Annotated in this window: 25 protein-coding genes; 20 read left to right on the plus strand and 5 right to left on the minus strand. The window is 58.5% G+C overall.

Going from position 1 to position 26940, the window contains the following annotated elements; genetic code table 11:
- Positions 1 to 3: 3 nt before the first annotated feature.
- The 4 genes from ACI77H_RS25830 to yaaA all read right to left on the minus strand — a co-directional run bounded on the left by ACI77H_RS25830 (position 4) and on the right by yaaA (position 5733).
- Positions 4 to 1173, minus strand: a complete 1170-nt coding sequence (locus ACI77H_RS25830) for a PilZ domain-containing protein (protein WP_407014454.1) — start codon at positions 1171 to 1173, stop codon at positions 4 to 6.
- A 36-nt stretch (positions 1174 to 1209) separates the two neighbouring features.
- Positions 1210 to 2691, minus strand: coding sequence for a mannuronan synthase (alg8, locus tag ACI77H_RS25835; RefSeq protein ID WP_407014456.1), 1482 nt, complete (start codon positions 2689 to 2691; stop codon positions 1210 to 1212).
- A gap of 122 nt (positions 2692 to 2813) precedes the next feature.
- Positions 2814 to 4130, minus strand: coding sequence for a nucleotide sugar dehydrogenase (locus tag ACI77H_RS25840; protein WP_150639249.1), 1317 nt, complete (start codon positions 4128 to 4130; stop codon positions 2814 to 2816).
- An 823-nt stretch (positions 4131 to 4953) separates the two neighbouring features.
- A complete protein-coding gene (gene yaaA, locus ACI77H_RS25845) occupies positions 4954 to 5733 on the minus strand; it encodes a peroxide stress protein YaaA (protein WP_407014457.1) in 780 nt (259 codons plus the stop codon).
- Between the two features lie 255 nt (positions 5734 to 5988).
- Here yaaA and ACI77H_RS25850 point away from each other — a divergent pair, with 255 nt between their 5' ends.
- From ACI77H_RS25850 to cyoE, 12 genes are all read left to right on the plus strand, one after another.
- Complete coding sequence (locus ACI77H_RS25850) at positions 5989 to 7113, plus strand: polysaccharide deacetylase family protein (protein WP_407014458.1); 1125 nt, start codon at positions 5989 to 5991, stop codon at positions 7111 to 7113.
- Between the two features lie 336 nt (positions 7114 to 7449).
- Complete coding sequence (locus ACI77H_RS25855) at positions 7450 to 8844, plus strand: PhoH family protein (protein WP_407014460.1); 1395 nt, start codon at positions 7450 to 7452, stop codon at positions 8842 to 8844.
- A 228-nt stretch (positions 8845 to 9072) separates the two neighbouring features.
- Entirely contained in the window at positions 9073 to 9546 is a 474-nt protein-coding gene (gene moaC, locus ACI77H_RS25860) for a cyclic pyranopterin monophosphate synthase MoaC (protein WP_407014461.1), read from the plus strand.
- Positions 9543 to 9785 (plus strand): molybdopterin converting factor subunit 1, encoded by a 243-nt coding sequence (gene moaD / locus ACI77H_RS25865; protein WP_407014462.1) that lies wholly within the window; start codon positions 9543 to 9545, stop codon positions 9783 to 9785. The genes moaC and moaD overlap by 4 nt, the downstream gene beginning before the upstream one ends.
- A gap of 3 nt (positions 9786 to 9788) precedes the next feature.
- On the plus strand, positions 9789 to 10241 hold the full coding sequence (gene moaE, locus ACI77H_RS25870; protein ID WP_150798856.1) for a molybdopterin synthase catalytic subunit MoaE: 453 nt from the start codon (positions 9789 to 9791) through the stop codon (positions 10239 to 10241).
- A 298-nt stretch (positions 10242 to 10539) separates the two neighbouring features.
- Positions 10540 to 11316 carry an ABC transporter substrate-binding protein gene (locus ACI77H_RS25875; protein WP_407014464.1) on the plus strand — a complete coding sequence of 259 codons (777 nt, stop codon included), beginning with the start codon at positions 10540 to 10542 and terminating at the stop codon, positions 11314 to 11316.
- Positions 11317 to 11551: 235 nt separating this feature from the next.
- The gene (locus tag ACI77H_RS25880) at positions 11552 to 12061 is read left to right on the plus strand and encodes a disulfide bond formation protein B (protein ID WP_407014465.1); all 510 of its coding nucleotides are present in this window, start codon (positions 11552 to 11554) and stop codon (positions 12059 to 12061) included.
- A gap of 830 nt (positions 12062 to 12891) precedes the next feature.
- Positions 12892 to 13836, plus strand: a complete 945-nt coding sequence (gene cyoA, locus ACI77H_RS25885) for a ubiquinol oxidase subunit II (RefSeq protein WP_407014466.1) — start codon at positions 12892 to 12894, stop codon at positions 13834 to 13836.
- Between the two features lie 3 nt (positions 13837 to 13839).
- Complete coding sequence (cyoB, locus tag ACI77H_RS25890) at positions 13840 to 15870, plus strand: cytochrome o ubiquinol oxidase subunit I (RefSeq protein WP_407014467.1); 2031 nt, start codon at positions 13840 to 13842, stop codon at positions 15868 to 15870.
- Positions 15871 to 15873: 3 nt separating this feature from the next.
- Positions 15874 to 16500: a cytochrome o ubiquinol oxidase subunit III gene (locus tag ACI77H_RS25895; RefSeq protein ID WP_192346092.1), complete on the plus strand. Its 627-nt coding sequence runs from the start codon at positions 15874 to 15876 to the stop codon at positions 16498 to 16500.
- Entirely contained in the window at positions 16501 to 16836 is a 336-nt protein-coding gene (cyoD, locus tag ACI77H_RS25900) for a cytochrome o ubiquinol oxidase subunit IV (protein WP_008025399.1), read from the plus strand. It abuts the gene before it with no gap.
- An 11-nt stretch (positions 16837 to 16847) separates the two neighbouring features.
- Positions 16848 to 17735 carry a heme o synthase gene (cyoE, locus tag ACI77H_RS25905; protein ID WP_407014469.1) on the plus strand — a complete coding sequence of 296 codons (888 nt, stop codon included), beginning with the start codon at positions 16848 to 16850 and terminating at the stop codon, positions 17733 to 17735.
- 192 nt (positions 17736 to 17927) lie between these two features.
- Here cyoE and ACI77H_RS25910 read toward each other — a convergent pair whose 3' ends face one another.
- The gene (locus ACI77H_RS25910; RefSeq protein WP_407014470.1) at positions 17928 to 19346 is read right to left on the minus strand and encodes a PLP-dependent aminotransferase family protein; all 1419 of its coding nucleotides are present in this window, start codon (positions 19344 to 19346) and stop codon (positions 17928 to 17930) included.
- A 148-nt stretch (positions 19347 to 19494) separates the two neighbouring features.
- Here ACI77H_RS25910 and ACI77H_RS25915 point away from each other — a divergent pair, with 148 nt between their 5' ends.
- From ACI77H_RS25915 to ACI77H_RS25950, 8 genes are all read left to right on the plus strand, one after another.
- Entirely contained in the window at positions 19495 to 20595 is a 1101-nt protein-coding gene (locus tag ACI77H_RS25915; protein WP_214380774.1) for a hypothetical protein, read from the plus strand.
- A 42-nt stretch (positions 20596 to 20637) separates the two neighbouring features.
- A complete protein-coding gene (locus ACI77H_RS25920) occupies positions 20638 to 21918 on the plus strand; it encodes a biotin carboxylase (RefSeq protein WP_407014472.1) in 1281 nt (426 codons plus the stop codon).
- A gap of 49 nt (positions 21919 to 21967) precedes the next feature.
- Positions 21968 to 22465, plus strand: coding sequence for a RidA family protein (locus ACI77H_RS25925; RefSeq protein WP_191623688.1), 498 nt, complete (start codon positions 21968 to 21970; stop codon positions 22463 to 22465).
- Positions 22466 to 22547: 82 nt separating this feature from the next.
- Positions 22548 to 23015, plus strand: coding sequence for a cupin domain-containing protein (locus ACI77H_RS25930; protein ID WP_407014473.1), 468 nt, complete (start codon positions 22548 to 22550; stop codon positions 23013 to 23015).
- Positions 23016 to 23222: 207 nt separating this feature from the next.
- Positions 23223 to 23867 carry a glutathione transferase gene (gene yfcF / locus ACI77H_RS25935; RefSeq protein WP_407014475.1) on the plus strand — a complete coding sequence of 215 codons (645 nt, stop codon included), beginning with the start codon at positions 23223 to 23225 and terminating at the stop codon, positions 23865 to 23867.
- 31 nt (positions 23868 to 23898) lie between these two features.
- Positions 23899 to 25239, plus strand: coding sequence for a KamA family radical SAM protein (locus ACI77H_RS25940; protein ID WP_407014477.1), 1341 nt, complete (start codon positions 23899 to 23901; stop codon positions 25237 to 25239).
- 24 nt (positions 25240 to 25263) lie between these two features.
- Entirely contained in the window at positions 25264 to 26136 is an 873-nt protein-coding gene (locus ACI77H_RS25945) for a branched-chain amino acid aminotransferase (protein WP_407014478.1), read from the plus strand.
- A 21-nt stretch (positions 26137 to 26157) separates the two neighbouring features.
- Positions 26158 to 26916, plus strand: coding sequence for a TauD/TfdA family dioxygenase (locus ACI77H_RS25950; RefSeq protein WP_407014480.1), 759 nt, complete (start codon positions 26158 to 26160; stop codon positions 26914 to 26916).
- The last annotated feature ends 24 nt before the right edge of the window (positions 26917 to 26940 follow it).

The following is a 26940-nucleotide window of genomic DNA, read 5'->3' on the forward strand; positions in this document are numbered from 1 at the left end:
GACTTAAAGACCGGAAGCCATGGCTTTATCGATCAGCCAGTTCAGGTTCGGACCACGGTCGCTGTTCACTTCAACCGGGCGGCCAGCAAATTTGCTGTCCAGCGGCTCGTCAGGCTGGATCAGCACGCGGATGTCGGAGGACAGGTCGGCGCTTTTCAGGCTGGTGCTGCTGACAATCTTGCCGGTGCGGGATTTGTCTTCACCGGCGATCTGGAAGCGCACCGAACTGCCTGGCAGTACGTCGCCGAACTGGCGATAGGAGAAGCGCGCTTCGACGTTGGCTTCGCTGTTACGCGGCACCAGTTGGAAGATCACATCGCCCTTGCTGGCGTACTGACCGTTGGCGACCAGTTGCTGGGCCACGGTGCAATCGCACGGCGAGGTCAGGGTGCCGGTCATTTGCTTGCCGAACAGTTCTTCAACCTTGGCCGGTTGCAGTTGATTGTCGTCCAGATGGCCCTTGAGTACGTCGAGCATGCTGGTGCTGAACGTGGCGAGCGGCGCGCCTTTGGCGGCAACGCCGTCAGCTTTGATCAGGCTCTGCACGGTGCCGTCGCGCGGCATGGTGATGTTCATGCCCGGCACGCTGACCAGACCGGCCTGCGCGTGGCTGACGAAGTACATGCCGTACACCGATTTGAAAATGAAACCGAACGCCGTCAGGCCGACGAGGAAAATCCCCAGGCTGAAGGTCACTGCACGCAGACGACCGAACGCGGTCATGCCGTGGCCGCCGTCCTTGACCTTGCGCGCCTTGGTGAAGTTGTCGCGCTGCAGGGTCGCCAGCACTTCACCCATGCTGACGATGTCGCCGGCCAAGTGTGAGGTGATCAGATGGCGCAGGGTCGAGATGTCCTGCGGTTCGAGGTTCTGGAACTGGCAGCCGACACGACCGGTCTGGCGGTCGAAGGAGCGCACTTGCAACTCCACGTCCATGGCCAGGCCGAGGTTATCGATGACGAACTGCAGGCGAGCCTTGTGCACATCGCCGATCTTCAGCGGCAGCTGGCCGGCGTTGAACGCCAGGCCGCCGGCGGAGAGGTCGAGGACCCGGGCTTCAACCGGTGTCCGGTCCGGACCGAAGAAACGCAGCTTGGCCGGGATTTTCACTCGGGCGTGTTGGCGCTGGGCTTCGGATTCATGCACTACGTTGGCGTTGACGGCGGTATTCATAGGGGCGATTTCCTGGTTAATTCAATAAGGGGGCGGTCAGACCATCATCAGCAGCACGGCGACAAAAATGCTGCCGGCGGAGAAGGTCATGGTCCGAGACGACCAAGTGTTGAACCAACGTTGAAAGCTGGCGAGATCACGGGTCAGTTTGGTGTCCTGGCGAGTCCAGGATTGTTGGTCGAGGCGGAAGAACACGTAGATCTTCACCAGCGCGCCGACGATCTGGTTGTAATAGAGAATCGCCGGGTAAGCCGGGCCGATCCGGTGACCGGAGCAGGACAGCAGCAGGGTCAGGATCAGGCGGGTGATGCCGATCCACAGCAGGTACACCAGGATGAACGCGGTGCCGTACTTGAAGGACGCGATGATCGCGACCGTCAGGCCCAGCAGCGAGGTCCACATCGACACGCGCTGATCGAACAGCACCACCGAGGTGAACAGGCCGAGGCGTTTAACACCCAGGCCCAGGGCGCGGGCGTTCTGGCGCAGGTTGTTGCCGTACCAGCGGAACATCAGTTTGCGGCTGGCCTTGATGAAGCTTTTTTCCGGCGGGTGTTCCACGGTGTGGATCGCCGCGTCCGGCACGTAGAACGTGTCGTAACCCAGGCGCATCAGGCTGAACCAACTCGACTTGTCGTCACCGGTGAGGAACTTGAAGCGGCCCAGGCGCCAGTGTTGCAGCGAGTCGCTTTCCACGTCGGCGATGAAGTCCGGGTCGGTCACGACCGTTGCGCGGAACACCGACATCCGGCCGGTCATGGTCAGTACGCGTTTGGACAGGGCCATCGAGCACATGTTGATGTGGCGCTGGGCGAAGCGCAGCTTGTGCCACTCGCTCATGATGTAGCCGCCGCGCACTTCGCAGAACTCGTTAGTGGTCAGGCCGCCGACGTTGCTGAACAACTGGAACCACGGCACGGTCTTGAGCACGACGCCTTCGGCGAGCACGGTGTCGCCATCGATCACCGCAACCACGGCACGGTCGTCCGGCAGGTGGCGGGAGATGGCGCGGAAACCGTAAGCCAGGCCATCACGCTTGCCGGTGCCGGGAATGCGCACGAAGTCGAGCTTGACCCGATCCGGTGGATTCATCTTGGCCCAAAGGCTTTTCACCAGCTTCTCATCGGACATTTCCACGATGGAGCAGACCATGGTGGTCGGCAGACCGCAGTCGATCGCTTCGCGAATCACCGAGGCATAGACCTGGGCAGTGGTCAGCGCGTCGATACGAAAACTGGTGACCATCAAAAACACATGGGACGGGTCTGCCGCTTTACCCAGCTTGCGCACTTTGCGCCGCAGGTGCGGGTAGACCACGTACAGAAACAGCATGCCGCGCAGGAAGTGCGTGGCACCCATCGAATAGCGCCAGATCCCGATGAAGCCGATCAGGAAGATGAAATCCTTCGACTCGGAATCGAACGTAGTCGCAGGCAACGCCATGGCGATGCCCATCAGAATACTTAAGTAAAACAGCCAACCGGCGGCCTGAAGTAGGCCGTGCTTTAGCCTGTGCATAATCTGCATCCGTCTCGATCTCGGGCGAGCCTGTGGGGTGGCCCGATGGGGTTAAGGCAGGCGAAAAAGCCGGGAGGGTTTGCAGGCTTGGGGAACACCGCAAACCCTCCCGAAGCCGCTTGTTACCAGCAGATGCCTTCAGTCCGGCCACTCACGCTGGTGGCTTGCGACATGAAGCCGACCAGGTCGATCACTTGCTTGCCGTGTGGAGCGTTCTGCGCCAGGGCGCGGAATTTCTCGTCACGGTTGCCGAGGATGATCACGTCGGAGTTGTTGATCACTTCGTCGAAGTCGGAATTGAGCAAGGACGAGACGTGAGGAATCTTCGACTCGATGTAATCCTTGTTCGCACCGTGAACGCGGGCGTATTCGACGTTGGCGTCGTAAATGCTCAGGTCGTAGCCTTTGCCGATCAGCATTTCTGCCAGATCAACCAGCGGGCTTTCGCGCAGGTCATCGGTGCCGGCCTTGAAGCTCAGGCCCAGCAGGGCGACTTTGCGTTTGTCGTGGCTGGAAACGATATCGAAGGCGTTCTGCACCTGGGATTCGTTGCTGCGCATCAGCGAGTTCAGCAGCGGCGATTCCACGTCGAGGGCGCCGGCGCGGTATGTCAGGGCCCGCACGTCTTTCGGCAGGCAGGAACCGCCGAACGCGAAGCCTGGGCGCATGTAGTACTGGGACAGGTTCAATGTCTTGTCCTGGCAGACCACTTCCATCACTTCACGACCATCGACGCCGCACGCCTTGGCGATGTTGCCGATCTCGTTGGCGAAGGTCACCTTGGTGGCGTGCCACACGTTGCAGGTGTACTTGATCATCTCGGCAACGGCGATGTCCTTGCGGATGATCGGCGCGTCGAGCTCTTCGTACAGCGATTGCAGAACGTCGCCGGAGGCCTTGTCGAATTCGCCGATGACGGTCATCGGTGGCAAGTCGTAGTCGGCGATCGCGGTGCTTTCACGCAGGAACTCAGGGTTGACGGCGACGCCGAAATCAACACCGGCTTTCTTGCCAGAGCAGTCTTCGAGAATCGGGATGACAACGTTTGCGACGGTGCCCGGCAAAACGGTGCTGCGGACCACGATGGTGTGGCGGGTGGTCTTGTCACGCAGGACAAAACCGATCTCGCGGCACACGGCTTCGATGTAGTTCAGTTCCAGATCGCCGTTCTTCTTGCTCGGCGTACCGACGCAGATCATCGACAGGTCGGTGGCGCGAATCGCTTCCGCGAAGTCGGTCGTACCGCGCAGGCGGCCGGTTTCGATACCCTTGGCCAGCAGTTCGCCCAGACCCGGTTCAACGATCGGCGATTTGCCGGCGTTGATCATATCGATCTTGTCTTTGGCGACATCGACGCCAACGACGTCATGGCCCCGTGCAGACAGGCAACCGGCACATACTGCACCGACGTAACCCAAACCAAATATGCTGATGCGCATCGCATTTACCTCTCGTTAATCAAAACTGTATTCACAGGCCATTACATGGCCGGAGTTAAGGGGGTTCAGCGGTCATATTGCACTCGGAAGTTTGGGCGACAGACGCCGCAATGCCGTGTGCAGGCATACTAAATTCCGAGTGTCTAAATAAGTGCACTCAAGGTGTGCGTAACTAGGCCTTATTGTTATGACTTGCCCTGTTATGCAGCCAAGTCCTCTGGTCGAGGTCCTTCGTGCAAAGGTCTTGCGCGCTCAATGCCAGGCCTCAAGCCCGTCAATCAAGCGGTTGGGTGCTCAGGAGAGCACGTTTATAGGGGCGCAGCCTTGGCCGTGTAGGGGATAGTAGTGATGCGTTATCTCCTGTCCTTCAGATGTTGTCCAAATCAGGGATTAGTTAGCCGAAGTTATTGTGACAACTTCGCTGCGTGAATCTCTTATCTGCGTAAGTTATCTCGTACATGCTCAGAGATAATCGGTACCGGTTGTAGGAGCTACGCATTTGGACATAGTTCCGGTCCGCCCATCGTGAATTCTGAAATTTCTTGAAATATTGAAAAAGATGGCACTGCTTTCATATTGATAGCAACGGCTGTTTCACCCTTGATACATAGGGTTATCGTCGGGTTAGATAGTCTTGTGCCACTACGGATAAAATTTTTTAGTGCCACCACTGAAAAAAATGACGAAAGTCGAGTGAAACTAAAGTTAGGATTTTGACTGGCTGTAAATTGGCGCCAGATAACTGGCGAAATGGGCGGGGGATTGTTGGACGATCGGGCGTCGGCGCACGACCGGCTTCAAGGTCATGCGCCGATCGGGTGCATTACTCGGGGGCGTGATCGCGCAGGAACACCAGATTGTCCGGTTTAGACTGCTCGGCGCTGTATCGATAACCCTGAACGTCAAACTGCTTGAGCGCCACAGGGTCGTTGATGCGTTCTTCGATGACGAAGCGGCTCATCATGCCGCGGGCTTTTTTCGCGTAGAAGCTGATGATCTTGTACTGACCGTTTTTCAGGTCCTTGAAGTCGGTATTGATGATGCGGGCATTCAGGGCGCTGCGTTTGACCGCCGAGAAGTACTCGTTGGACGCCAGGTTCAGCAGCACATCATCGCCTTGATCGGCCAGGGCCTCGTTCAACCATTCGCTGATGCGCGTGCCCCAGAAGGCATACAGGTCCTTGCCACGGGCGTTGGGCAATTTGGTGCCCATTTCCAGGCGATACGGCTGCATCAGGTCCAGTGGGCGCAACAGGCCATACAGGCCGGACAACATGCGCAGGTGCTGTTGGGCGTAATCAAAATCGGCTTCGCTGAAGGTTTGTGCGTTGAGTCCGGTATAAACGTCACCCTTGAACGCCAGCAGTGCCTGTTTGGCGTTTTCAGGCGTGAACGCCGGCGTCCAACTGCCGAAACGCGCGGCATTGAGCCCGCCGATCTTGTCGGAGACATGCATCAACTCGCTGATCTGCGCCGGCGTCAGGTCGCGCAATTGCAGGATCAGCTCCTGGGAATGGTCGAGGTATTGCGGCTGGGTGAAGCGCTGGGTCGCCGGCGGCGTTTCGTAATCGAGGGTCTTGGCGGGGGAAATCACCATCAGCATGAAGTCGTCTCCTTTAATCGTCGGGCGATTCTAGGGGGTTGTCCGTGCTGACTCCAGCTATCAAAGCCATAGGTGATGATCGGCGGTATTACACAAAACCCTGTGGGAGCGGGCTTGCCCGCGAAGGCGGTGTGTCAGTTGCCGATGATGCCGACTGATACACCGCCTTCGCGAGCAAGCTCGCTCCGACAGGAGGTCGTGGCTCACGCGGGATCAGCTATAGTGCCGCGCGGGTTTTGTTATGGAGACATCCCATTGCGTATCGTTTTTCTTTTTTCGGCGTGGCTGTTGAGTTTCGGTGCCATGGCGGCGCCGGGCGATGTGGCGACGCTTGATCGCAGCACTTGGCCAGAGCAGCTCAGCAACCCCACGTTGTTCGACGTCGCGTCGCGGGCAGAGATTCTGATGTTCGCTCGCGTGCTGTTGGCCAGCGAATCGCTGGATGACGCGAGCCTGGCCCAGCGCCTGGGCCTGCGCACGATCAACCCGGATTCGGTCAACCGCCTGCGCCAGCGCCTGTGGCAACGCCTGCTGACCAATTACAACTTCGCTCAACAGAGCTGCGATCAGGATGCCTCCTTCTGTTTCCTGGTCGAAGACATGGACACCCTGCGCCAGCAAGCCGCCAAGTTTCAGGTCAGCGCGGACAGCTACTACATCAAGTGGGCCGAGCCGAGCCGACTGTTCCATGCGCAGTACCTCGACGAACAGTTGCGCAAGGCCGCGCTGTTTCCGCAAACCAGCAGCGAAGTCGATCGTTTCGGCGACCACGAGCGCAACGGCGAGCAGATGCATGACCGGCTGTTCCTGTTGACCTTCGACAGCGCCGCCAATGCCACGCCGGACAACACGGCGTGGGTCGCCGAGTACCTGCGCAAGGCCAACATGACGGGCACGTTTTTCGTCCTGGGCAAGGATATTCAAGCGCGTCTGGCCGAGCGTTCAGGGGCCGACCTGCAGGCCACTTACTCGGCGCAGTGCATCGGCGTGCAAGGCTGGGAGTTCCGTTCCCACAGCCATTGGCAGGACTGGCAGGACTCGGTACGGCGCAGCGCCGAACTGGTCAAAAGCAAATTGCCGGAAAACTACGTGCCGCTGTTTCGTCCGCCCGATGGCCAGCGGCGTTCGGATGCGCAAGGCTTCTTCAGAGCCCAGGGCCTGCAAGTGGCGCTGTGGGACATCGACGCCCAGGACGGCGCCGGCAAGCTCAAGGCCAGCCAGAGCGCGCAGCGCGTGTTGACCCTGATGCTGTTGTGGCGGCACGGGGTGATCAACTTCAACATTAAGCAGGATGGGGTAAAAACGGCGATGCCCTGGCTTGTGACGCAAACGGCGTCCAGCGGGATCGGTTGGGAAGATTGTCAGGATGCGTTTCGCTGAAAACGGGAAAGCCCGTAAACATTGGGGGAAAGGCGATTTTGAAAGAGAATTCAGTGCAGGCGGACTTCCGACTTTAACGGCACATTGCCTGCACGCCAAGGGCTATTCGTCACTCTGAAAAATAAACTTCAAAAAAGCGTCAAAGTGCTTTTTTCTGTCACAGGTTTTGGAGTATTACGAAGACAGACCGCCGAAACCTGCAACACAGGTGGCGTCTCCCAAGACCCCAGTTTGTGTGCAGTTCACTTGATCCCTTGCAGGTGAATTCGGCAGTCACTTCGAGGCGCAGCACCGCCAAGGTATTGCGTCGAATGGCTCCCACAAAGGTGACCGAGTATGGATGATCACGGACGTAGTTCTTCCTCCAACCAGCCAATCCTTTATGTACTCGATACCAACGTATTGATTCACGATCCAAACGCCCTGCTGAACTTCGAAGAACACCATGTAGCGATCCCGATGACCGTGCTTGAAGAGCTGGACAAGCTCAAGAGCGGGCACCACAGCGTCGCTGCGGAATGCCGTCAGGCGATTCGCCTGATCGACAAGACGCTGGGCGAGGCCAGCCCTGAAGACGTTGAACTGGGTGTGCCGATCCAGCGTGGCAAAAGTGGGCCAAAAGGTTTGCTGTCAATTCTGATGAGCAAACGTGCCGAACCGAACATCATTCTTCCCGAACACCTGAACGACAACATCATCATCAACCAGTTGATCGACTTGCACGCGCGCGCGCCAAAGCTGCCCGTGGTGCTGGTCACCAAAGACATCAACATGCGCCTCAAGGCCCGTGCCTGCGGGATCGCGGCCGAGGATTACAGCACCGACCAACTGGTTGACGACGTTTCGCTGCTGCCCAACGGCTACCACAACATGGACGGCTCCTTCTGGGACCGCGTGAAGGATGTCGAAACCCGTCAGGATCACGGTCGCACCTGGCACCAGGTGAAGATGATCGACAATCTGCCGGCCGTGCACATCAACGAGTTCATCATTGATGAGCAGGGTTTTGTCGGCTGGATCAAGGAAATCGACGAAGACAAGCTGCTGATTCTCGACCTGCATCAGGAACCCCTGTTGCACCAGGAAGCCTGGGGCCTGAAACCGCGTGACATCTATCAGAGCCTGGCGCTGTACGCCTTGCTTGATCCGGACATTCACCTGGTCAACCTGTCGGGCGCGGCGGGTTCCGGGAAAACCATCCTCGCACTGGCGGCGGCGATCGAGCAGACCATGGTCAGCAAACGCTACCGCCGGATCATCGCGACGCGCAGCGTGCAGGGCCTGGACCAGGAGATCGGCTTCCTGCCCGGCACCGAAGCGGAAAAAATGGAGCCTTGGCTGGGCGCCATCACCGACAACCTTGAAGCCTTGCACATGGATGACGAAAACACCCATGGCAGCGTCGATTACATCCTCAGCAAAGTGCCGTTGCAGTTCAAATCCCTCAACTACATCCGGGGTCGCAGCTTCCAGCAGAGCCTGATTTTGATCGACGAATGCCAGAACCTCACGCCGCACCAGATGAAAACCATCATCACCCGTGCGGGCGCCGGTTCCAAAGTGGTGTGCCTGGGCAACCTGGCGCAGATCGACACCCCTTACCTGTCCGCGACCAGTTCCGGGCTGACGTACCTGACTGAACGCTTCAAGGATTTCCCGAACGGCGTCCACATCACCCTGCAAGGGGTGCCACGTTCGATTCTGGCTGAATACGCGGAATCGCATTTGTAACTGCCTCACAAGAACCGGGCGGCCTCAAAGCCGCCCGGTTTTTTATGCCCTACACAAAACCCCGTAGGAGCCAGCTTGCTGGCGATAGGGCCTTGAGCCTTGCGTTGATCTTAAGGCTGCCATCGCCAGCAAGCCGGCTCTTGCAAGGTTGTGAATGATCCAGTAATCAATCGTGCGGAAATTTGACCCGCAGGTTTACAATCGAGGCTCTTGATCAGGAGTAACCCTGTGCTGACTCATCTCGATTCCCAAGGTCGCGCCAACATGGTCGACGTCACCGAAAAAGACGTGACGTTCCGTGAAGCCACGGCCCAAGCGCTGGTGCGCATGCTGCCCGAAACCCTGCAAATGATTGTCAGCGGCGGTCACCCCAAGGGTGATGTGTTTGCCGTGGCACGCATCGCCGGCATTCAGGCAGCGAAGAAAACCAGCGATCTGATCCCTCTGTGCCATCCGTTGCTGCTCACCGGCGTCAAGGTCGAACTGAGCGCCGAAGGCGACGACTGCGTACGTATCGTCGCGCGCTGCAAGTTGTCCGGGCAGACCGGCGTCGAGATGGAAGCGCTGACCGCGGCCAGTGTCGCGGCGTTGACGATTTATGACATGTGCAAGGCCGTGGATCGTGGCATGACCATCGAGAGCGTGCGGTTGCTGGAGAAGCTGGGCGGCAAGAGCGGTCATTACCAGGCGGATCAGCCATGAACGTCACCGTGAAGTTTTTCGCTCGTTATAGAGAAGCACTGGGCATGGACTCGGTGAAGGTCGAAGGTGACTTCGCCACGGTCGATGACGTTCGTGCGCTGCTGTCCAAGCGTGAAGGCGCCGATGTGTTGAGTGAGCAGAACCTGATGTGCGCCCGCAACGAAGACCTCTGCCAGCTCGACGAGCCGGTGAGTGACGGCGATGAAGTGGCGTTTTTTCCGACCGTGACCGGGGGCTGAACCATGGCGATTCGCGTGCAGTCCACGGCGTTCGATCCGGGGGCGGAAGTCAACGCCATGCACGCCGCCAATGTTGGCGTCGGTGCGGTGGTGAGTTTTGTCGGTTACGTGCGCGACTTCAATGACGGGCTCGACGTGGCCGGGATGTTCCTGGAGCACTATCCAGGCATGACCGAAAAGGCCCTGGGCAAGATCGCCACTGAGGCCGAACAGCGCTGGCCATTGCTCAAGCTGGAAGTGCTGCATCGGATCGGCGCCCTGGAACCGGGTGAGCCGATCGTCTTCGTCGGCGCCGCCAGCGCGCACCGCCAGGCCGCGTTCGATGCCTGCGCCTTTGTCATGGACTACCTGAAAACCCGCGCACCGTTCTGGAAGAAAGAGAACACCCGTGACGGCGCGCGTTGGGTGGAAGGGCGTGACAGTGATCATGCGGCGGCGGATCGCTGGAAGCAGTGACTCCTACGGCTTCCTCGAGTCAGTCTTCGCGGGCAAGCCCACTCCTACAGGTATAGCGCCGTGCACACATCACGTGAACGCCACAACACCTGTGGGAGCGGGCTTGCCCGCGATGAGGCCACCCGCAACACTTAATATCGACTGAGCCCCCCCCCCGACCATCGCTTGGCGATTTCCCCCAATTGACGTGCTATACATAAAAGTCCAGTATGGAATTATAAGTACAAAAAAAGGCGTCCCCTGTTTCTGCTCTTTCTTCTGTCTTGCCAAACCAACAACAACCCGCGAGAGAACGAACATGAAGAAATTCCCCCTCATCACCGGTCTGGCCCTGAGCCTGTTGGCGTGCAGCACTTTGTTCGCCGCCGAGAAAACCCTGCGCATCGGTATCGAAGCGGCGTACCCGCCGTTTGCGTCGAAAACCGACAAAGGCGAAATCGTCGGTTTCGACTACGACATCGGCAATGCCCTGTGCGCGCAGATGCAGGTCAAGTGCGTTTGGGTCGAAGGTGAGTTCGACGGTCTGATTCCTTCCCTGAAAGTGAAGAAAATCGACCTGGCGCTGTCGTCCATGACCATCAACGAAGACCGCAAGAAGTCGGTGGACTTCACCCACAAGTACTATTTCACCTCCTCGCGACTGGTCATGAAGGAAGGTGCGGTGGTGGATGACCAGTACGCCAGCCTCAAAGGCAAAACCATCGGCGTACAGCGTGCGACCACCACCGATCGTTACGCCACCGAGGTGTTTGAACCCAAGGGCATCAACGTCAAGCGTTACGGCAACAACGAAGAGATTTACATGGACCTGGCGGCGGGTCGCCTCGACGCTATTTTTGCCGACACCATCCCGCTCAGCGACTTCCTGTCGATGCCGCGCGGCAAGGGTTACGCCTTTGTCGGGCCAGAGCTCAAGGACCCGAAATATGTGGGCGAGGGCGCCGGGATTGCGGTGCGCAAGGGCAACACCGAGTTGGTCAGCCAACTGAACACGGCCATCGACGGCATTCGCGCCAGCGGCGAGTATCAGAAGATTTCGGATAAGTACTTCAAATCCGATATCTACGGCGACTGAGCAATCGCATCGCCATCAGTCTGGCTCCCACAGTTGAATGCATTCCAGAGTGGGAGCCAGCCTGCTGGCGATTCGGTCGCGTGATCATGAAAATCTCTGGGAATAGCCTGGATTTAATCCCTTCTTAACCACCTTATCGTTTATTTCCCGACATCTATTCCATGCGCCCCGGGCTCTCCAAGGTCTGGGCCAGCGTGTAGACTTCCGGTCAATCGATATCTAGAAGGGAAACGCAATGAGCGAGGAAATGATGCGGCTGGGCCGTGAGCGGCGCTATCTGGTGCTTTTGGGCATCATCTGCCTGGCGTTGATCGGTGGCGCGCTGTACATGCAGATTGTGCTGGGCGAGGCACCGTGCCCGCTGTGCATCCTGCAACGCTATGCCTTGCTGCTGATCGCGGTCTTCGCGTTCATCGGTGCGGCAATGCGTACCCGCCGCAGCATCACGGTGTTTGAAACCCTGGTGGTGATCTGCGCCCTGGCAGGCGTCGCCGTCGCCGGGCATCACGTCTATACCCAGTTCTACCCGGCGGTCAGCTGCGGCATCGACGTGTTGCAACCGATTGTCGACGGTCTGCCGCTGGCGAAGATTTTCCCGCTGGGCTTCCAGGTCGACGGTTTCTGCTCCACGCCGTACCCGCCGATCCTCGGTCTGTCGCTGGCGCAATGGGCGCTGATCGCCTTTGTCCTGGTGGTGGTGCTGGTGCCGTTGCTCACCTCGCGCAACCGCAAGGCATTGCGCTGAGGTCATTCGCCGCATCGCTGCATAACACCTGAAAACGCCCCGGCCCTCGTTGAGAGAGCCGGGGCTTTTTGCGTTTCAGGGTGTGGGTAAAAAAAGACCTTGATGCGCGACAAGAACGGGTGCGGCGCATGTGCGACATGTTGTCACAGCGCGAGTGTCGCAAGGCGTTTCAACGAGCCGGATTGGTGCGTGCCCACGCAATGAAATTGGTCTTCTGAATTCGCGGCAGGCTTTATTGCTCCCGACCAGAAACAGGCAGTTTTAACAGGCCTTGGCAAATTGCCAGAGCCCTTGTCACATGGGGGCTTGGGCAGGGTGAAGGGAAGAGGCAGAACCTTCGATACTGTCTGAACTGCGCGTGGTAGCCCTACTTATTTTGGTGTTTTTGTTGAGAATGAATTTCGATAAGATGCCGCACTTTTGCGAAAACCGTTAATGATTGTTGCTGGAATGGATAAAAATTATTTCGGGATGAGACATGGTTTATGAATCGTTACATATCTACAATCGCCCTCACTGAATTCCCGGCACTGCTCACCCTGCTTCAGGTGCTTGAGCAGCAATAGGACGTCGAGAGGCCGGATGGCTTCATGCGACGCCTCTGGTGTCGGTGCCTTCCAACTATCCGCACCAAATGGAATTGGTCTGTAACAAGGCCTTTGACCACGAATTCGAATAAGAACTCACCGCTTGCCCAGGATTTGTCGAGCAGCGTCTGACGCGCGACGGGCAGCCCTTATTCAATCCAAGAAAATGCCAACCCTTGGCAGGGTGAAGTGTTGGCGATCAAAACCCAACTGCATTGCGCAAGCTGCTTTAGAGGTCGTGAGATGAGTAAAAACAGGTACCCCAGACTACTAGGCTTATTGCCGCTGATCGGCACGTTGTTGCTGTCAGGCTGCAACATGACCTTGCTCGATCCCAAGGGCCAGGTTGGCCTGGACGAGCGAAACCTGATCATCACCGCAACGCTGCTGATGCTGTTGGTCGTGGTTCCGGTCATCGTCATGACCTTCCTGTTCGCCTGGAAATACCGCGCGTCCAACACCGACGCCGTGTATACGCCGAAGTGGTCGCACTCCACCAAGATCGAAATCGCGGTGTGGGCTGTTCCCGTGCTGATCATCATTGCCCTGGGTTATGTCACCTACAAGTCGACCCACGCACTGGACCCTTACAAGCCGCTGGTCTCCGACGTCAAGCCGATCACCATTGAAGTGGTCGCGCTGGACTGGAAGTGGATGTTCATCTATCCGGAGCAAGGCATCGCCACCGTCAACAAGATCGTGTTCCCGGCAAATACGCCGATCAACTTCAAGGTGACTTCGGACTCCGTAATGAACTCGTTCTTCATCCCGGCGCTGGGCGGCCAGATCTACGCGATGGCCGGCATGCAGACCAAACTGCACTTGATCGCCAACCAGAACGCTGAAATGGACGGTATCTCCGCCAACTACAGCGGCGCGGGTTTCACCGGCATGAAGTTCAAAGCTATCGCCACTTCCCAGGAAGATTTCGACGCCTGGGTCAGCGAAGTCAAAAAGGCACCTAAACAGCTTGAAAAAGCTGAATACGAAGCCCTTTCCAAGCCAAGCCAGAACAACCCAGTCGAGCTCTACTCCTCGGTCACGCCGAACCTGTTCCAGATCATCGTCGACAAGTACGAAGGCATGAAACCGGGCAAGCCGATGCACCACGAGAAGAAAGAGCACGAAGTGGCCGCCATGGAAGGGATGGACATGAGTTCGCATTCAGCTGCCGGGGCAGAGGAGTAAACGATGTTTGGTAAATTAAGTTGGGAAGCGGTCCCGTTCCACGAACCGATCGTGATGATTACCATCGCCATGATCGCGTGCGGTGGTCTGGCGCTGTTCGCTGCAATCACCTACTTCAAGAAGTGGACCTATTTGTGGACCGAGTGGTTGACCTCGGTCGATCACAAAAAAATCGGCGTGATGTACATCATCGTTGCCATGGTCATGCTGCTGCGCGGTTTTGCCGACGCCATCATGATGCGGACTCAGTTGGCCATGGCCACCGAGGGTTCACCTGGCTACCTGCCGCCTGAACACTATGACCAGATCTTCACCGCTCACGGTGTGATCATGATCATCTTCATGGCGATGCCATTCTTCACCGGCCTGATGAACCTTGCAGTGCCGCTGCAGATCGGCGCCCGTGACGTTGCCTACCCGTTCCTGAACTCCCTGAGCTTCTGGCTGCTGGTCTCCGGCGTAGTGCTGATCAACCTGTCCCTGGGCGTCGGCGAATTCGCCAAGACCGGTTGGGTTGCCTATCCGCCGCTGTCGGGCCTGCAATACAGCCCTGGCGTGGGGATGGATTACTACATCTGGGCGCTACAGCTATCCGGGTTGGGTACGACGCTGACGGGGGTCAACTTCCTCGCCACCGTGCTGAAAATGCGTACCCCTGGCATGAAGCTGATGGACATGCCGATCTTCACCTGGACCTGCACCTGGGCCAACGTCCTGATCGTGGCTTCGTTCCCGATCCTGACCGCTACCCTGGCACTGCTGACGCTTGACCGTTACATGGATTTCCACATCTTCACCAATGAACTTGGTGGCAATCCGATGATGTACGTCAACCTGTTCTGGGCCTGGGGTCACCCCGAGGTTTACATCCTGATTCTGCCGGCGTTCGGGATCTTCTCCGAAGTCATCTCGACCTTCACCGGCAAGCGTCTGTTCGGCCACCACTCGATGGTCTACGCCTCGGGCGCGATCTCGATCCTGGGCTTCATGGTCTGGCTGCACCACTTCTTCACCATGGGTTCGGGTGCCAGCGTTAACGCCTTCTTCGGTCTGGCGACGATGCTGATTTCGATCCCGACGGGGGTGAAGCTATTCAACTGGCTGTTCACCATCTACCAGGGCCGTCTGCGTTTCACCAGCCAGGTTCTGTGGACCCTGGGCTTCATGGTGACCTTCGCCATCGGCGGCATGACCGGCGTACTGCTGGCCATCCCGGGTGCTGACTTCGTGCTGCACAACAGCCTGTTCGTGATCGCGCACTTCCATAACGTGATCATCGGCGGCGCGGTATTCGGCTACATCGCCGGCTTCGGCTTCTACTTCCCTAAAGCGTTCGGCTTCAAGCTGCACGAAGGTTGGGGCAAGGCAGCGTTCTGGTTCTGGATCACCGGCTTCTTCGTCGCGTTCATGCCGCTCTACGTACTGGGCTTCATGGGCATGACCCGTCGTCTGAACGCCACCACCAACCCTGAGTGGGTGCCGTACCTGTACGTCGCCATGTTCGGTGCGGTGATGATCGCCGTCGGCATCGCTTGCCAGCTGATTCAGCTGTACGTCAGCGTGCGTGATCGCAACAAGCCAGAAAACATGTGCGAACACGGCGACCCGTGGAATGCCCACACGCTGGAGTGGTCGACCTCGTCGCCACCACCGTTCTACAACTTCGCTGTGCTGCCAAAAGCAGAAACCATCGATCCGTTCACCGAAGCCAAGGAAAACGGTACCGCGTACCAGGCTCCGGCCAAGTACGAACCGATCCACATGCCAAACAACACCGCGACCGGTGTGGTCATGGGTGCTCTGTTGACCGTGTTCGGTTTCGCGATGATCTGGCACATCTGGTGGTTGGCTGCATTTGGCCTGATCGGCACCGTGGTGTACTTCGTGATCCACGCTGCACGTGATGATCAAGGCTATATGGTGCCGGTCGACGTGATCGAGCGCATCGAAGCCGAGCAGCACAAGCGTCTGGTAGCGGCCGGGAAAGTTCCAGCCACCGCCACCCGTGTTGAAACCTCGTTGGAACAGGCTTAAACCATGTCGAACTTAGTGACCAATGCTGGACACACCCATGTCGATGGACATGGGCACGATGACCATCACCACGACTCGGGCGAGATGACCGTATTCGGTTTCTGGCTCTACCTGATGACCGACTGCATCCTGTTTGCATCGATCTTCGCGGCGTACGCGGTACTGGTTAACAACGTAGCGGGTGGCCCGTCGGGCCACGACATCTTCGAGCTGCCATACGTACTGGGCGAAACCGCTCTGCTGCTGTTCAGCTCGATCACCTACGGCTTCGCCATGCTGGCGTTGTTCAAGGGCAAGAAGAACCAGGTCCTGGGCTGGCTGGCCCTGACCTTCATGTTCGGTGCCGGCTTCATCGGCATGGAGATCAACGAGTTCCACATGCTGATCTCCGAGGGCTTCGGTCCTAGCCGCAGCGGCTTCCTGTCCGGGTTCTTCACCCTGGTCGGCACCCACGGTCTGCACGTGACCAGCGGTCTGATCTGGATGGCGATCATGATGTATCAGGTGCAGAAAAACGGCCTGACGGCGACCAACAAGACCCGTCTGAGCTGCCTGAGCCTGTTCTGGCACTTCCTGGACGTGGTGTGGATCTGCGTATTCACCGTTGTTTATCTGATGGGGACTATGTAAATGGCTAACGCTCATTCCCACGATAGCCACGACGCCGGCCACGGCAGCGTCAAGTCTTACGCTATCGGTTTCATCCTGTCGGTGATCCTGACCGTCATTCCTTTCGGCCTGGTGATGTACCCATCGCTGCCGAAAGCTCTGACCCTGTGGATCGTACTGGCCTTCGCAGTGATCCAGGTGCTGGTGCACCTGGTGTACTTCCTCCACCTGGACCGTTCGGCCGCGCAGCGTAACAACGTGATTGCGTTTGTGTTCGCCGCGATCGTGATCGTCCTGCTGGTTGGCCTGTCGCTGTGGATCATGTTCAGCATCCACACCAACATGATGGCGCACTGAGGTAAATCCGGATGTCCTTGAAGCACTTTATCCAAATCACCAAACCGGGGATCATTTTCGGTAACGTGCTTTCAGTGGCAGGCGGATTTTTCCTGGCCTCGAAAGGGCATGTCGATCTGGCCATTTTCCTGGCCGCCATGATCGGCACGTCCCTGGTGGTGGCTTCCGGTTGCGTGTTCAACAACTGCATCGACCGCGACATCGACATCAAGATGGAACGCACCAAGAACCGGGTTCTGGTCCAGGGCTTGATCTCCCTGAAACTGGCCCTGGTCTTCGCGACCATCCTCGGTGTTGCCGGCGTTGCGTTGTTGTACAAGGTGGCCAACCCGTTGGCGGCGTTGTTCGCAGTGATCGGCTTCGTCATCTACGTCGGCTTCTACAGCCTGTACCTCAAGCGCAAGTCGGTTCACGGCACGCTGGTGGGCAGTCTGTCGGGGGCAATGCCACCGGTGATTGGCTACGTGGCTGTGACCAACAGCTTCGACATGGCTGCACTGACGCTGCTGGTGATGTTCAGCCTGTGGCAGATGCCGCATTCCTACGCCATCGCGATTTTCCGCTTCAACGATTACCTGGCCGCCTCGATTCCGGTGCTGCCGGTGAAGCGCGGGATTCAAGTGGCGAAGAAGCACATCCTGATCTACATCCTGGCCTTCCTCGTGGCGACCTTGATGCTGACCTTCAGCGGCTATGCCGGCATGAGCTACCTCGCCGTCGCCGCGGCCATGGGCATGTACTGGTTGTACATGGCCTGGACCGGCTACAAGGCAGTGGATGACACGGTCTGGGCACGCAAGCTGTTCGTGTTCTCGATCTTCACCATTACCGCGTTGAGCGTGATGATGTCCCTGGACTTCAAAGTGCCGACCGAGCTGTTGCTGACGTACGCGCCTTAAGCGTCGGATACTGAAAAGAAAAACCCCGCCTTCGTGAGAAGTGCGGGGTTTTTTATTGCGTGTGCTCGGGTGGAGCGTGTCGCCCCATTCGCGAGCTTGCTCCTATGCTGGATCGGCGTTGCCCCACATCTTGAGCACGACACAGACCCCTGTAGGAGCAAGCCCGCTCCCACAGGGTTGTGAGGGGGGCAGTTACTTACTTGGTGTGTCGAGCAGGCGAACGAACCGCTCCCGCACCTGAAGGTTATCGCTGTGCGCCACGTTGAAACGCAGAAAGTGACTGGCGTCCGGCGCTTTGCTGAGCAGGGTGCCGGGTGCCAGCACCAGGTCGATATCCAGCCCTTTCCTCGCGAGTGTTTCGGCATGATGCCCTTCGGGCAATCGTGTCCAGATAAACAACCCTTCATGCGGCAGCGATGACACCGAGCAACCGGCTTCCACCAACCAACGACTCACTCGGCTGCTCGACTCGTAAAGCCGATCCACCGTGCGCCGGGTGTGTTTGGCGTAGCTGCCGTCACTGAGCATCGTGCAGATAATCTGCTCCGCCAGTTCCGATGTCATGCCGCCGCAGGCCATTTTCAGGGTGACCATCCGTGCCGCCAGTTGCGGTGAAAGCACTGCATAACTGACCCGACTGTTCGCCGTCAGGGTCTTGGAGAAACCGGAGACGTAGCTGACATTGTCCAGCCCGCCCGCTGCCAGGCGTGGCGTGGTCCGTTGCTGCATATCGCAATACAAATCGTCTTCGACGATGTGAAAACCATAACGGTGGCTCAACTCCAGCAGTCGATACACCTGCGCCGGGGAGAACGAATGCCCGGTCGGGTTGTGCAGGGTGTTGTTGGTCATGTAGAGCACGGGCCGATGGACAATCAGCAATTGCTCGAAGGCGTCCAGGTCCATGCCCTCGGCGGCACGGGGAATGGTGATGACCCGGGCGCCATGCAAGGCCAGGTTGGTGTGCATGGTGAAGTAGCAGGGGTCGTCGAGCAGCACCGTGTCGCCGGGTTTGACCAGCAGGCGCATCAGCATGTCGATGGCCTGCACGGTGTTGGCGGTGGTGATGATCTGGTCCACCGGCACTTCGATGCCCAAGGTCGCCAGTTTGACTCGCAACGCCTCGCGTAACGGCAAGTAACCGGCGGCGACGCCGTATTCGCCCATGCGCAGGGAGGTGGCGCGCAGGGTGCCGCGCACGGCTTTCAACAATTCTTCTGCCGGCAGCCACGAGGACGGCAGGAAACCGGCACCAGGGCGCAAGGCGCCGTTGTCCTGCAGCACCGCGCGGCGGACCACGCTCAGTGTGTCTTGAGGTTGCAGGTCGGGGCCGGCATCGGTCTTGAGCGTGAGGCTGGAACGGTGCACGTAATGCCCCGAACCCTGGCGTGAAACCACCAGACCCTTGGCGCGCAAGCGGTCCAGCGCATCCACCACCGTGGACTTGCCCACGTTCATCAGCTCGGACAGTTCGCGAATTGGCGGCAGCCGCGAGCCGTGAGGCAGCCCGCCCTGGCTGATCGCCACCGACAATTGATCGACAATCTGCTGGACCAGCGGCACTCCCGGCTGGAACTCGATGGCGGCGATCACTGCACGCTGAACCTGCATTTTACTGGTCTCTCCGGCAGTAAAGTTCGTTCGATTCTATACGAACTTGCTCTGATGAAAACAAGCGACTCTCTCTACCATCACCTTACAGACTTTCCTGATTGTTCGCGCTGAACGCCTGAGCAATCGCTGGTTCCAGAGGTGTTGCATGAGTGTTCAAACAACGGTCGCCGTCGCCAAACCGGTGATTAACATTCGCCTGTTCACGATTCGAATCATCACCGCCGTATCGCTGTTTGCCGTGCTGGGCAAGGCCAACGTCTGGCTCGACACTGCCACCAACAGCATCCTCGCCCTCGGGTATCGCGCGTTATTGCTGTTACTGCCGCTGACGTTATTAGTGCTGGGCCGTCGCTCCCTGAGCGTCACGCTGATGTGTGCCGCCCTCGGTCTGGTATTGCTCGCGGTCACCAGCAACCAGGGCATGGTGATGTTCGCCGCCGCGTTGTTCGCCTACGGCATTGCGATTGCCGGTTACCTGATCAAGAGCGAAGCCGCCCAGACCAAGGAGGGCGCGGCCTACAACCGCGTTGCCATGAACATGGGCAGTCTGGTGGCGGGGTTGATCCTGCTTTCGCCGCTGCTGACCCCCACCCTGTTTTTCCTCGGCGCCGCAGGTTTTGTCCTGCTGTGCCTGCCCATCGCCATGGGAGCGACCTTCACCACCCAACCGGTGGTGGCCAGCCCGGTCACTCACGATGGCAGCGGCTGGCGCAACAAACTGCCGTGGGTGATTGCCGGGATCATCATGGGCATCAAGCTGTTCGGCGTGTTCTCGATCCTGCCCCAGGCAATCCTGCTCAAAACCGGTGAACTGCCGGCCTGGTATGGCCTGATGCTGATCCTCAACAGCGCCGTGGTGGTCTTCGCCCAGGTGCCGGTGATGAAACTGATCGAACGCACCGGGCGCTTCAAGGTGGTGGCGGTCATCGGGATCATCATCGGTGGCTTCGCGGTGCTCTCGTCGCCGGATGCGTTCCACGTCGAAACCCTCGCCGGTGCGTTGATCTGGGTCGCGCTGCTGTCTATCGCCGAGTGCGCGTTCAGCTACCTCGATTACTTCTCCGTCAAACAAAACAACATGTTCGTCAAGGAAGTGTCCCTGGGCGTCGGCGCCGGGCTGACGGTGCTGATCATGCGGGTCATGCCACCGCCCTATAGCGCTTTGGTACTGGCCGCTATCGGCGCCGGCGGCATCCTCGCCTGGTACTGGCTCAACCGCAGAGCCAACGCGTCGCTGCACGACTGAGTCATCGCGTTTGCGTTTTTTACTCCACAGGTCGGAGGCTTCATGAATACGACGTCATGCGTAGTAGTGGTCGGGTACAACGGCAATCGGGTTCACGATATCCAGAAACTGCGCAACCTCTGCAAAAAACTCTACGACGCCCGGTTGATCCTGCTGGTCGAGAAGATTCAGCCTGATGACGACCAGGTGGCCGATCACGTCTGCAGCACGTCCCTGGCGCCGGAAGACGTCAGTGACTCCCTCGAACTGGTGGTGAGTTGCTTGAATGCCGATCACTGGAAGCTGATCGGCGTGCTGCCGTTTTCCGACCGTGGTGTGCTGCTCGGCGCGGCGCTGGCGAGCCATTACGGCTTGCCCGGCATCACCCCGGCCGAGGCGCGCGCGGGGTTGGATAAACAAATCTTTCGCAAGCTGGAAGCAGCGGCCGAGCGTTCGCCGGAAGATTATCGTGCGGTGTTTTCCGTGCGCATCGACAGTCTCGCGGAGCTGCGTCAGCGGGTGGTTGAGATGGGCGGCAAAGCCTTCATCAAACCGGCCTGCGAAGGGGCGAGCAGAGGCTGTCGGGTCATCCATCATCCGTCCGAATGCGATGAGGCGTGGCAGGCACTCAAGCCGTATCGCGAGGGCGGCATCGTCCTTGAAGAGTTGATCCAGAACGCCCGGGAATACAGCTGGGATTTCGTCGCGGGCAGCACGTGGGTCACTGAGAAAACCACCACCGAAGGCGCCTATCGCGCGGAAATCCAGCAAGTGGTGCCGGCACCGCTGGCGGCTGACGTGCAGGCCAGATTGGCGGCTGCCGGGCGACACATGACCGGGTTGGTCTCGCTGGATAACGGCGCGTACCACAACGAGGTGTTCCTGCGCGCCGACGGCCTGACGTCGGCGGTGGAAACCAACATGCGCCCCGGCGGCATGCACATCTGGGACCTGGCCAGGCTGGCATTCGTCGATTTCGATCCGTGGGAGCGCTGGGTCAGATGGGCGGTGGAAGGCAAGACCGATTCGTACGATCCCGTCGCCCGGGGCTATAGCGGCATCCGTCTGCTGCGGGCGCCAGCGGGTGGACTGCTGCGCTACGTACCGGACATCGAGTCCCTGGCCCGGGAGCTGAACATTGACCTGGTGGAAGCGGTGTACGCCAAACGCCTGAGTGATTCGGTCACCGCACTGGTGAAGGACAACACCTCGTTTATCGGCCACATCGTGTTGTTCAGCGAAGACTACGCACAGCTCAGCGACAACCTGCTGCGCCTGGCAGACGCGATCGAGTCACGCGTCGAAGTCACCTGCCTGGCGGCCCCTGCGAGAGCCGCGGGTTGAGTCTCCTGGATCTGCGTTTTGGCATTTTTGAGTTAAGAGGATTGTTTCAATGATCGAGCAAAAAATGACCTGTGATGAGCGCTTTATCGCCCTGGCGAAAGAGCTGGACTATGACATCTACGGCGAGAACACCGCGGGCGGTCATTACGTGCCGCTGATTCGGCATCACGATGAGCTCTATCTCAGCGGTCTGGTGCCACGTATGACGGGCAAAATCCAGTACCCCGGCAGAGTGGGGCTGGAGCTCAGCCTGAGCGATGCGCAAGCGGCCGCCAGTATCAGTGCAATGCGCGGGCTGGCCCTGATCGTCGATGCCATCGGCTCGCTGGACAAAATAAAGTCGCTGATACGTATCACGGTCTACGTGAAGTCCACGGCGGACTTTGTTGACCTCAGCGAAGTTGCCAACGGTGCGTCGGATGTCTTCAGTCATGTACTGGGCGATGCGGGCAAACATACTCGAACCACGGTCGGCGTTTATCAATTACCGAAAAATGCCGCCGTGGAAGTTGACATGATTGTGGCGCTTCGGCCTTCGGTATTGTGAGTGTTAGTGCGCCGACTTTACAGCGATCAATTGTTCACCTAGTGTCTGGTCACTTAACTCGCTAATCAGTCGGTGTGTGCGGATGAATAACATTCAAGGTGGGTTTTTTTCATATAAGGACTTTCGTCAGAGTTTAACCCGTCCGCCGGTGAATGCACGGGTGTGGAAGGGCGATGAACTGACCGATATGCGTCAAAGCCTTGCGGCCAGCGAGGTGGACATTGTCGCGCTGGCTCACCATGACAGCAGCGAAGGTTGCAAACTGACGCCAGGGATGGCGGTGTCGATGCAATGGTTGAAACCCGGCACGGAGCTGAACGCTCATGCTCATTCATGGTGGCACCTGTTCATCATTCAATCCGGCAGCGGCACCTTGACCCTGGGCGATGCCGATGCAGTGAGCATCAGCCCCGGCGACGTGTTGTTGGTGCCGGCCTGGACCCGGCACGGCTTCGTCAATACCAGCACCAATGAGCCGCTGGCCATGCTGAACATGAGCAACATGCCGCAAATGGCGCTGCTCTCCAATGCTGCAGACGCCACGGTCTGACACGCTAAATCAACCCCGTCACTGACCCAAGGGAGTCCGCATTCGCCGACTCCCTTTTTCATTTCTGCTGCTTCTGTTGGCCACGGCTGTTTTGAATTTCTGTATCCGTAGAAACAGATAATTTCTGTATCTATTCAGCACCTGAGCAACTAACTACGATCGATTCCAATGCAACGGATTATTGTGGTTAGTGCAAGGGAGCGTTCTATGGATAGTACGAAGCTGAAACTCTATGTTGGCGCAGATTTTGTCAGCGCATTTGCAATGTCGGCATTTGTGGCGTTGAAAGAAAAGCAACTTTCATTTGATCTTGTCACGGTTGATTTGAAGGCTCGCGATAACTACCTGGCGAGTTATCGTGATGTATCACTGACCTGCAAAATTCCCACGCTGGTTCACGACGGTTTTGCACTGTCGGAATCTTCGGCGATTGCCGAATACCTGGAAGACATAGCGCCGGGGCATAAAAAGCTGTTCCCGCTCGACATCAAACAGCGCGCTCGCGCCCGTCAACTCCAGGCTTGGCTGCGCAGCGATTTGTTGGTGATTCGCAAAGAGCGCCCAGCGGACCTCATCTACTTCGGCAAGAAAGACAACTCGCTGTCCGACGAGGCCTTGGCTGCGGTCGCAAGGCTGTTCTTCGTGGCGGACCGGTTGCTGGAGGAGGGCGCCGATCACCTGTTCGGTGACTGGAGCATTGCCGACACCGACCTGGCAATCATGCTCAACCGACTGCTCGCCAATGGCGATCGCGTGCCTCAGCGGCTCGCGGCCTATGTGCGCCGGCAGTGGGATCGCGACAGCGTTCGGGCATGGATGGACATAGAGCGCGTAGCGCCGGCCATCCAGTAACTCACGCCATGCAATCACCAGGAGCGCTGCCATGCAGGGACCGTCGGAGCAGGAAAGATACAAACCCTACAACTCACGCACCATTCGCGACACACCGTACTGGCAGAAACTGACGCCAGCGTTGCAGGAAGCCATGACGGTGGTGGCGCGGGTCATGCCGTTTCGCACCAATGAATACGTGCTGGGCACGTTGATCGACTGGAACAACATCCCGGACGATCCGATTTTTCGCATGACTTTTCCGCACAAGGACATGCTGCTGGCGGATGAATATGCGTCGCTCAAGCAATTGATCGAACGGGATGACGCCGTCGCCATCAAGCGGCGGATCGAAGCGATCTGGTTGCGCATGAACCCGCACCCCGCCGGGCAGCTGACGCACAACGGCGCGACCCTCGACGGAAAAGTCCTACCGGGCATTCAGCACAAGTACCGCGAGACTGTGCTGTTTTTCCCCGGTGCCGGTCAGACGTGTCACGCCTACTGCACGTTCTGCTTCCGCTGGGCGCAGTTCATCGGCGAGGAAGAGCTCAAGTTCAATGCGCGTGAGTCCCAGGAGCTGGTGAATTACTTGCGGGTGCACACCGAAGTCACGGATGTGCTGATCACCGGCGGCGATCCGATGATCATGAACAGCCGTTCGCTGGCCGGTTACATCGAGCCGCTGCTGGCGCTGCCGCACCTCAAAAGCATCCGCATCGGCACCAAGTCCGTGGCGTACTGGCCGCAGCGATTTGTCAGCGACAAGGACGCGCCGGAACTGCTGGATCTGTTTAAGCGCATTGTCGCGGCCGGGAAAAATCTGTCGGTCATGGGGCACTACAACCACCCGGTCGAGATTCGTCAGGACATTGCCCGGCAGGCCATCGAGCGCATTCGGTCCACCGGAGCGACGTTGCGCATGCAGGCGCCGGTGATCCGCCACATCAACGAAAACCCTGGGGATTGGGCCGAACTGTGGACCGAGGGGGTGCGGCTGGGCGCGGTGCCTTATTACATGTTTGTCGAGCGCGATACCGGCCCCAGCCACTACTTTGCAATGCCGTTGGCGCGGGCCTTCGAGATCTTCCAGGCGGCTTACCGCACGGTATCCGGGCTTGCGCGCACCGTGCGCGGGCCGTCCATGAGCACCTTCTACGGCAAGGTGCTGATTAACGGCATCGAGACCGTGGCCGGGGAAAAAGTCTTCGTGTTGCAGTTTCTCCAGGCCCGGGACCCGCAATGGGTATTGCGCACGTTCTATGCGCGCTTTGATCCGAACGCGACCTGGTTCGATGAGTTGCGGCCAGCGTTTGGCGAGCGCTCGTTCTTCTTTCAGCCTGAGCCCGTTGCAGCGCCCGAATTGATAGCGGTCTTGCTCGAAACGGCGTAGGAAAATTCATCAGGAGATAGGGATATGAGCAGTATTCCGTTTGATCAGCGAGAAGGTTTTATCTGGCTCGACGGCGAGTTCGTCGAGTGGTCCCAGGCGCGACTGCACGTGCTGAGTCATGGCCTGCATTACGCGAGCACTGTGTATGAAGGGGAGCGCGTCTACAACGGCAAGATCTTCAAACTGCGCGAACACAGCGAGCGGCTGTATCGCTCGGCGCAATTGATGGATTTCGCGATTCCCTATGAGCTGGACGAACTGGAAGCGGCCAGTCATGAACTGCTGCAACGCAACAACGTGGTCGACGGTTATCTGCGGCCGGTGGCGTGGCGTGGCAGTGAAATGATTTCCACCTCGGCCCGTTTCAACCGCGTTCACGTGGCGATCGCCTGCTGGCAATGGCCGAGTTACTTCGACCCTGCAGGGCACATGGGCGGTATTCGCATGAAGACCGCGCAGTGGCGTCGGCCACCGCCCAGCAGCAGCCCGTTCGAGGCCAAGGCGTCCGGGCATTACCAGATCGCCACCCTGAGCAAGCACGATGCGGAGAACAACGGCTATCACGACGCGCTGATGCTCGACTGGCGCGGCCACGTCGCCGAAGCCACGAGTGCCAACGTGTTCTTCGTCAAGGACCGGACGCTGCACACACCGTTGCCCGACTGCTTCCTCAATGGCATCACCCGCCAGACCGTTATCGAATTGGCCAACGCGCTGGATTACCAAGTGATCGAGCGCACCATTCTTCCTACGGAGCTTGGCGACTTTGATGAGTGTTTTCTGACGGGCACCGCTGCCGAAATCACCCCCGTGCAGAGCATTGACGAACAGCGCTACCGACCAGGCAACGCCTGTCGCGCATTCATTGCCGCTTACACCTCAACCGTTAACGCCTGATAAACCGCCAGGAACACCACCATGTCAGATCAAGGGATTGTTGCGTCTACACCTTACGTTTCACTGGGCCACCGCCATGATGAATTGTCGTCCCGTGGCTGGACGGTGCTGACCCCCGCCGAATTTGCCTACGATGTCGTCGGAACGCTGCAGGCGTTCGGTCAGATCATTCCGCAATTCAACGGGCAGACGGCGTTCGCCATTACCCGCAAACCGGGGTATGAAGCGTTGCCGTATTCCCAGAGCATGAACGGCATCGGCCCGCACACCGAAGCGCCGGTCTATGGGCCACCGCCGCGCTATCTGGCGTTGCATTGTCATCATCAGGCCACGTGCGGTGGCGGGCATACCGGGTTGGTCGACGGGATCGAGTTTCTGGCGTTTCTCGAGCGCACCGAGCCCGAGTTGCGCGAATGGATCGACGACACCCCGGTGGAGTTCGTGGCCACCGCCAAACCGGGTGAAGCGGCGCAACGCCGGGTCAAGGAGTACATCCTGACGCCTACAGAGGACGGGGACATTTTCCGCTTCAGCTTCAACCAGTTTCACTACGGCGATGTGAACCCTTCCGAGGAGGATTTGCAGCAATCGAAGGTGACGAACAGCTCGTCGCCACTGGCCAGGTTCGCGATGCTAGGCGAGGAATACTTCATCGAGCACAACACGCCGGTGCTGATTCCCGATGGCTGCATGCTGATTTGGGACAACTGGCGAATGATCCACGCCCGCAGTCGATACACTGACCCGGCACGAAACCTGACCCGCTACTGGCTGGCCTGATTCATCCGTCGCCCACTATTCCAT

Source organism: Pseudomonas sp. O230 (assembly GCF_045447035.1).
Lineage (GTDB): Bacteria > Pseudomonadota > Gammaproteobacteria > Pseudomonadales > Pseudomonadaceae > Aquipseudomonas.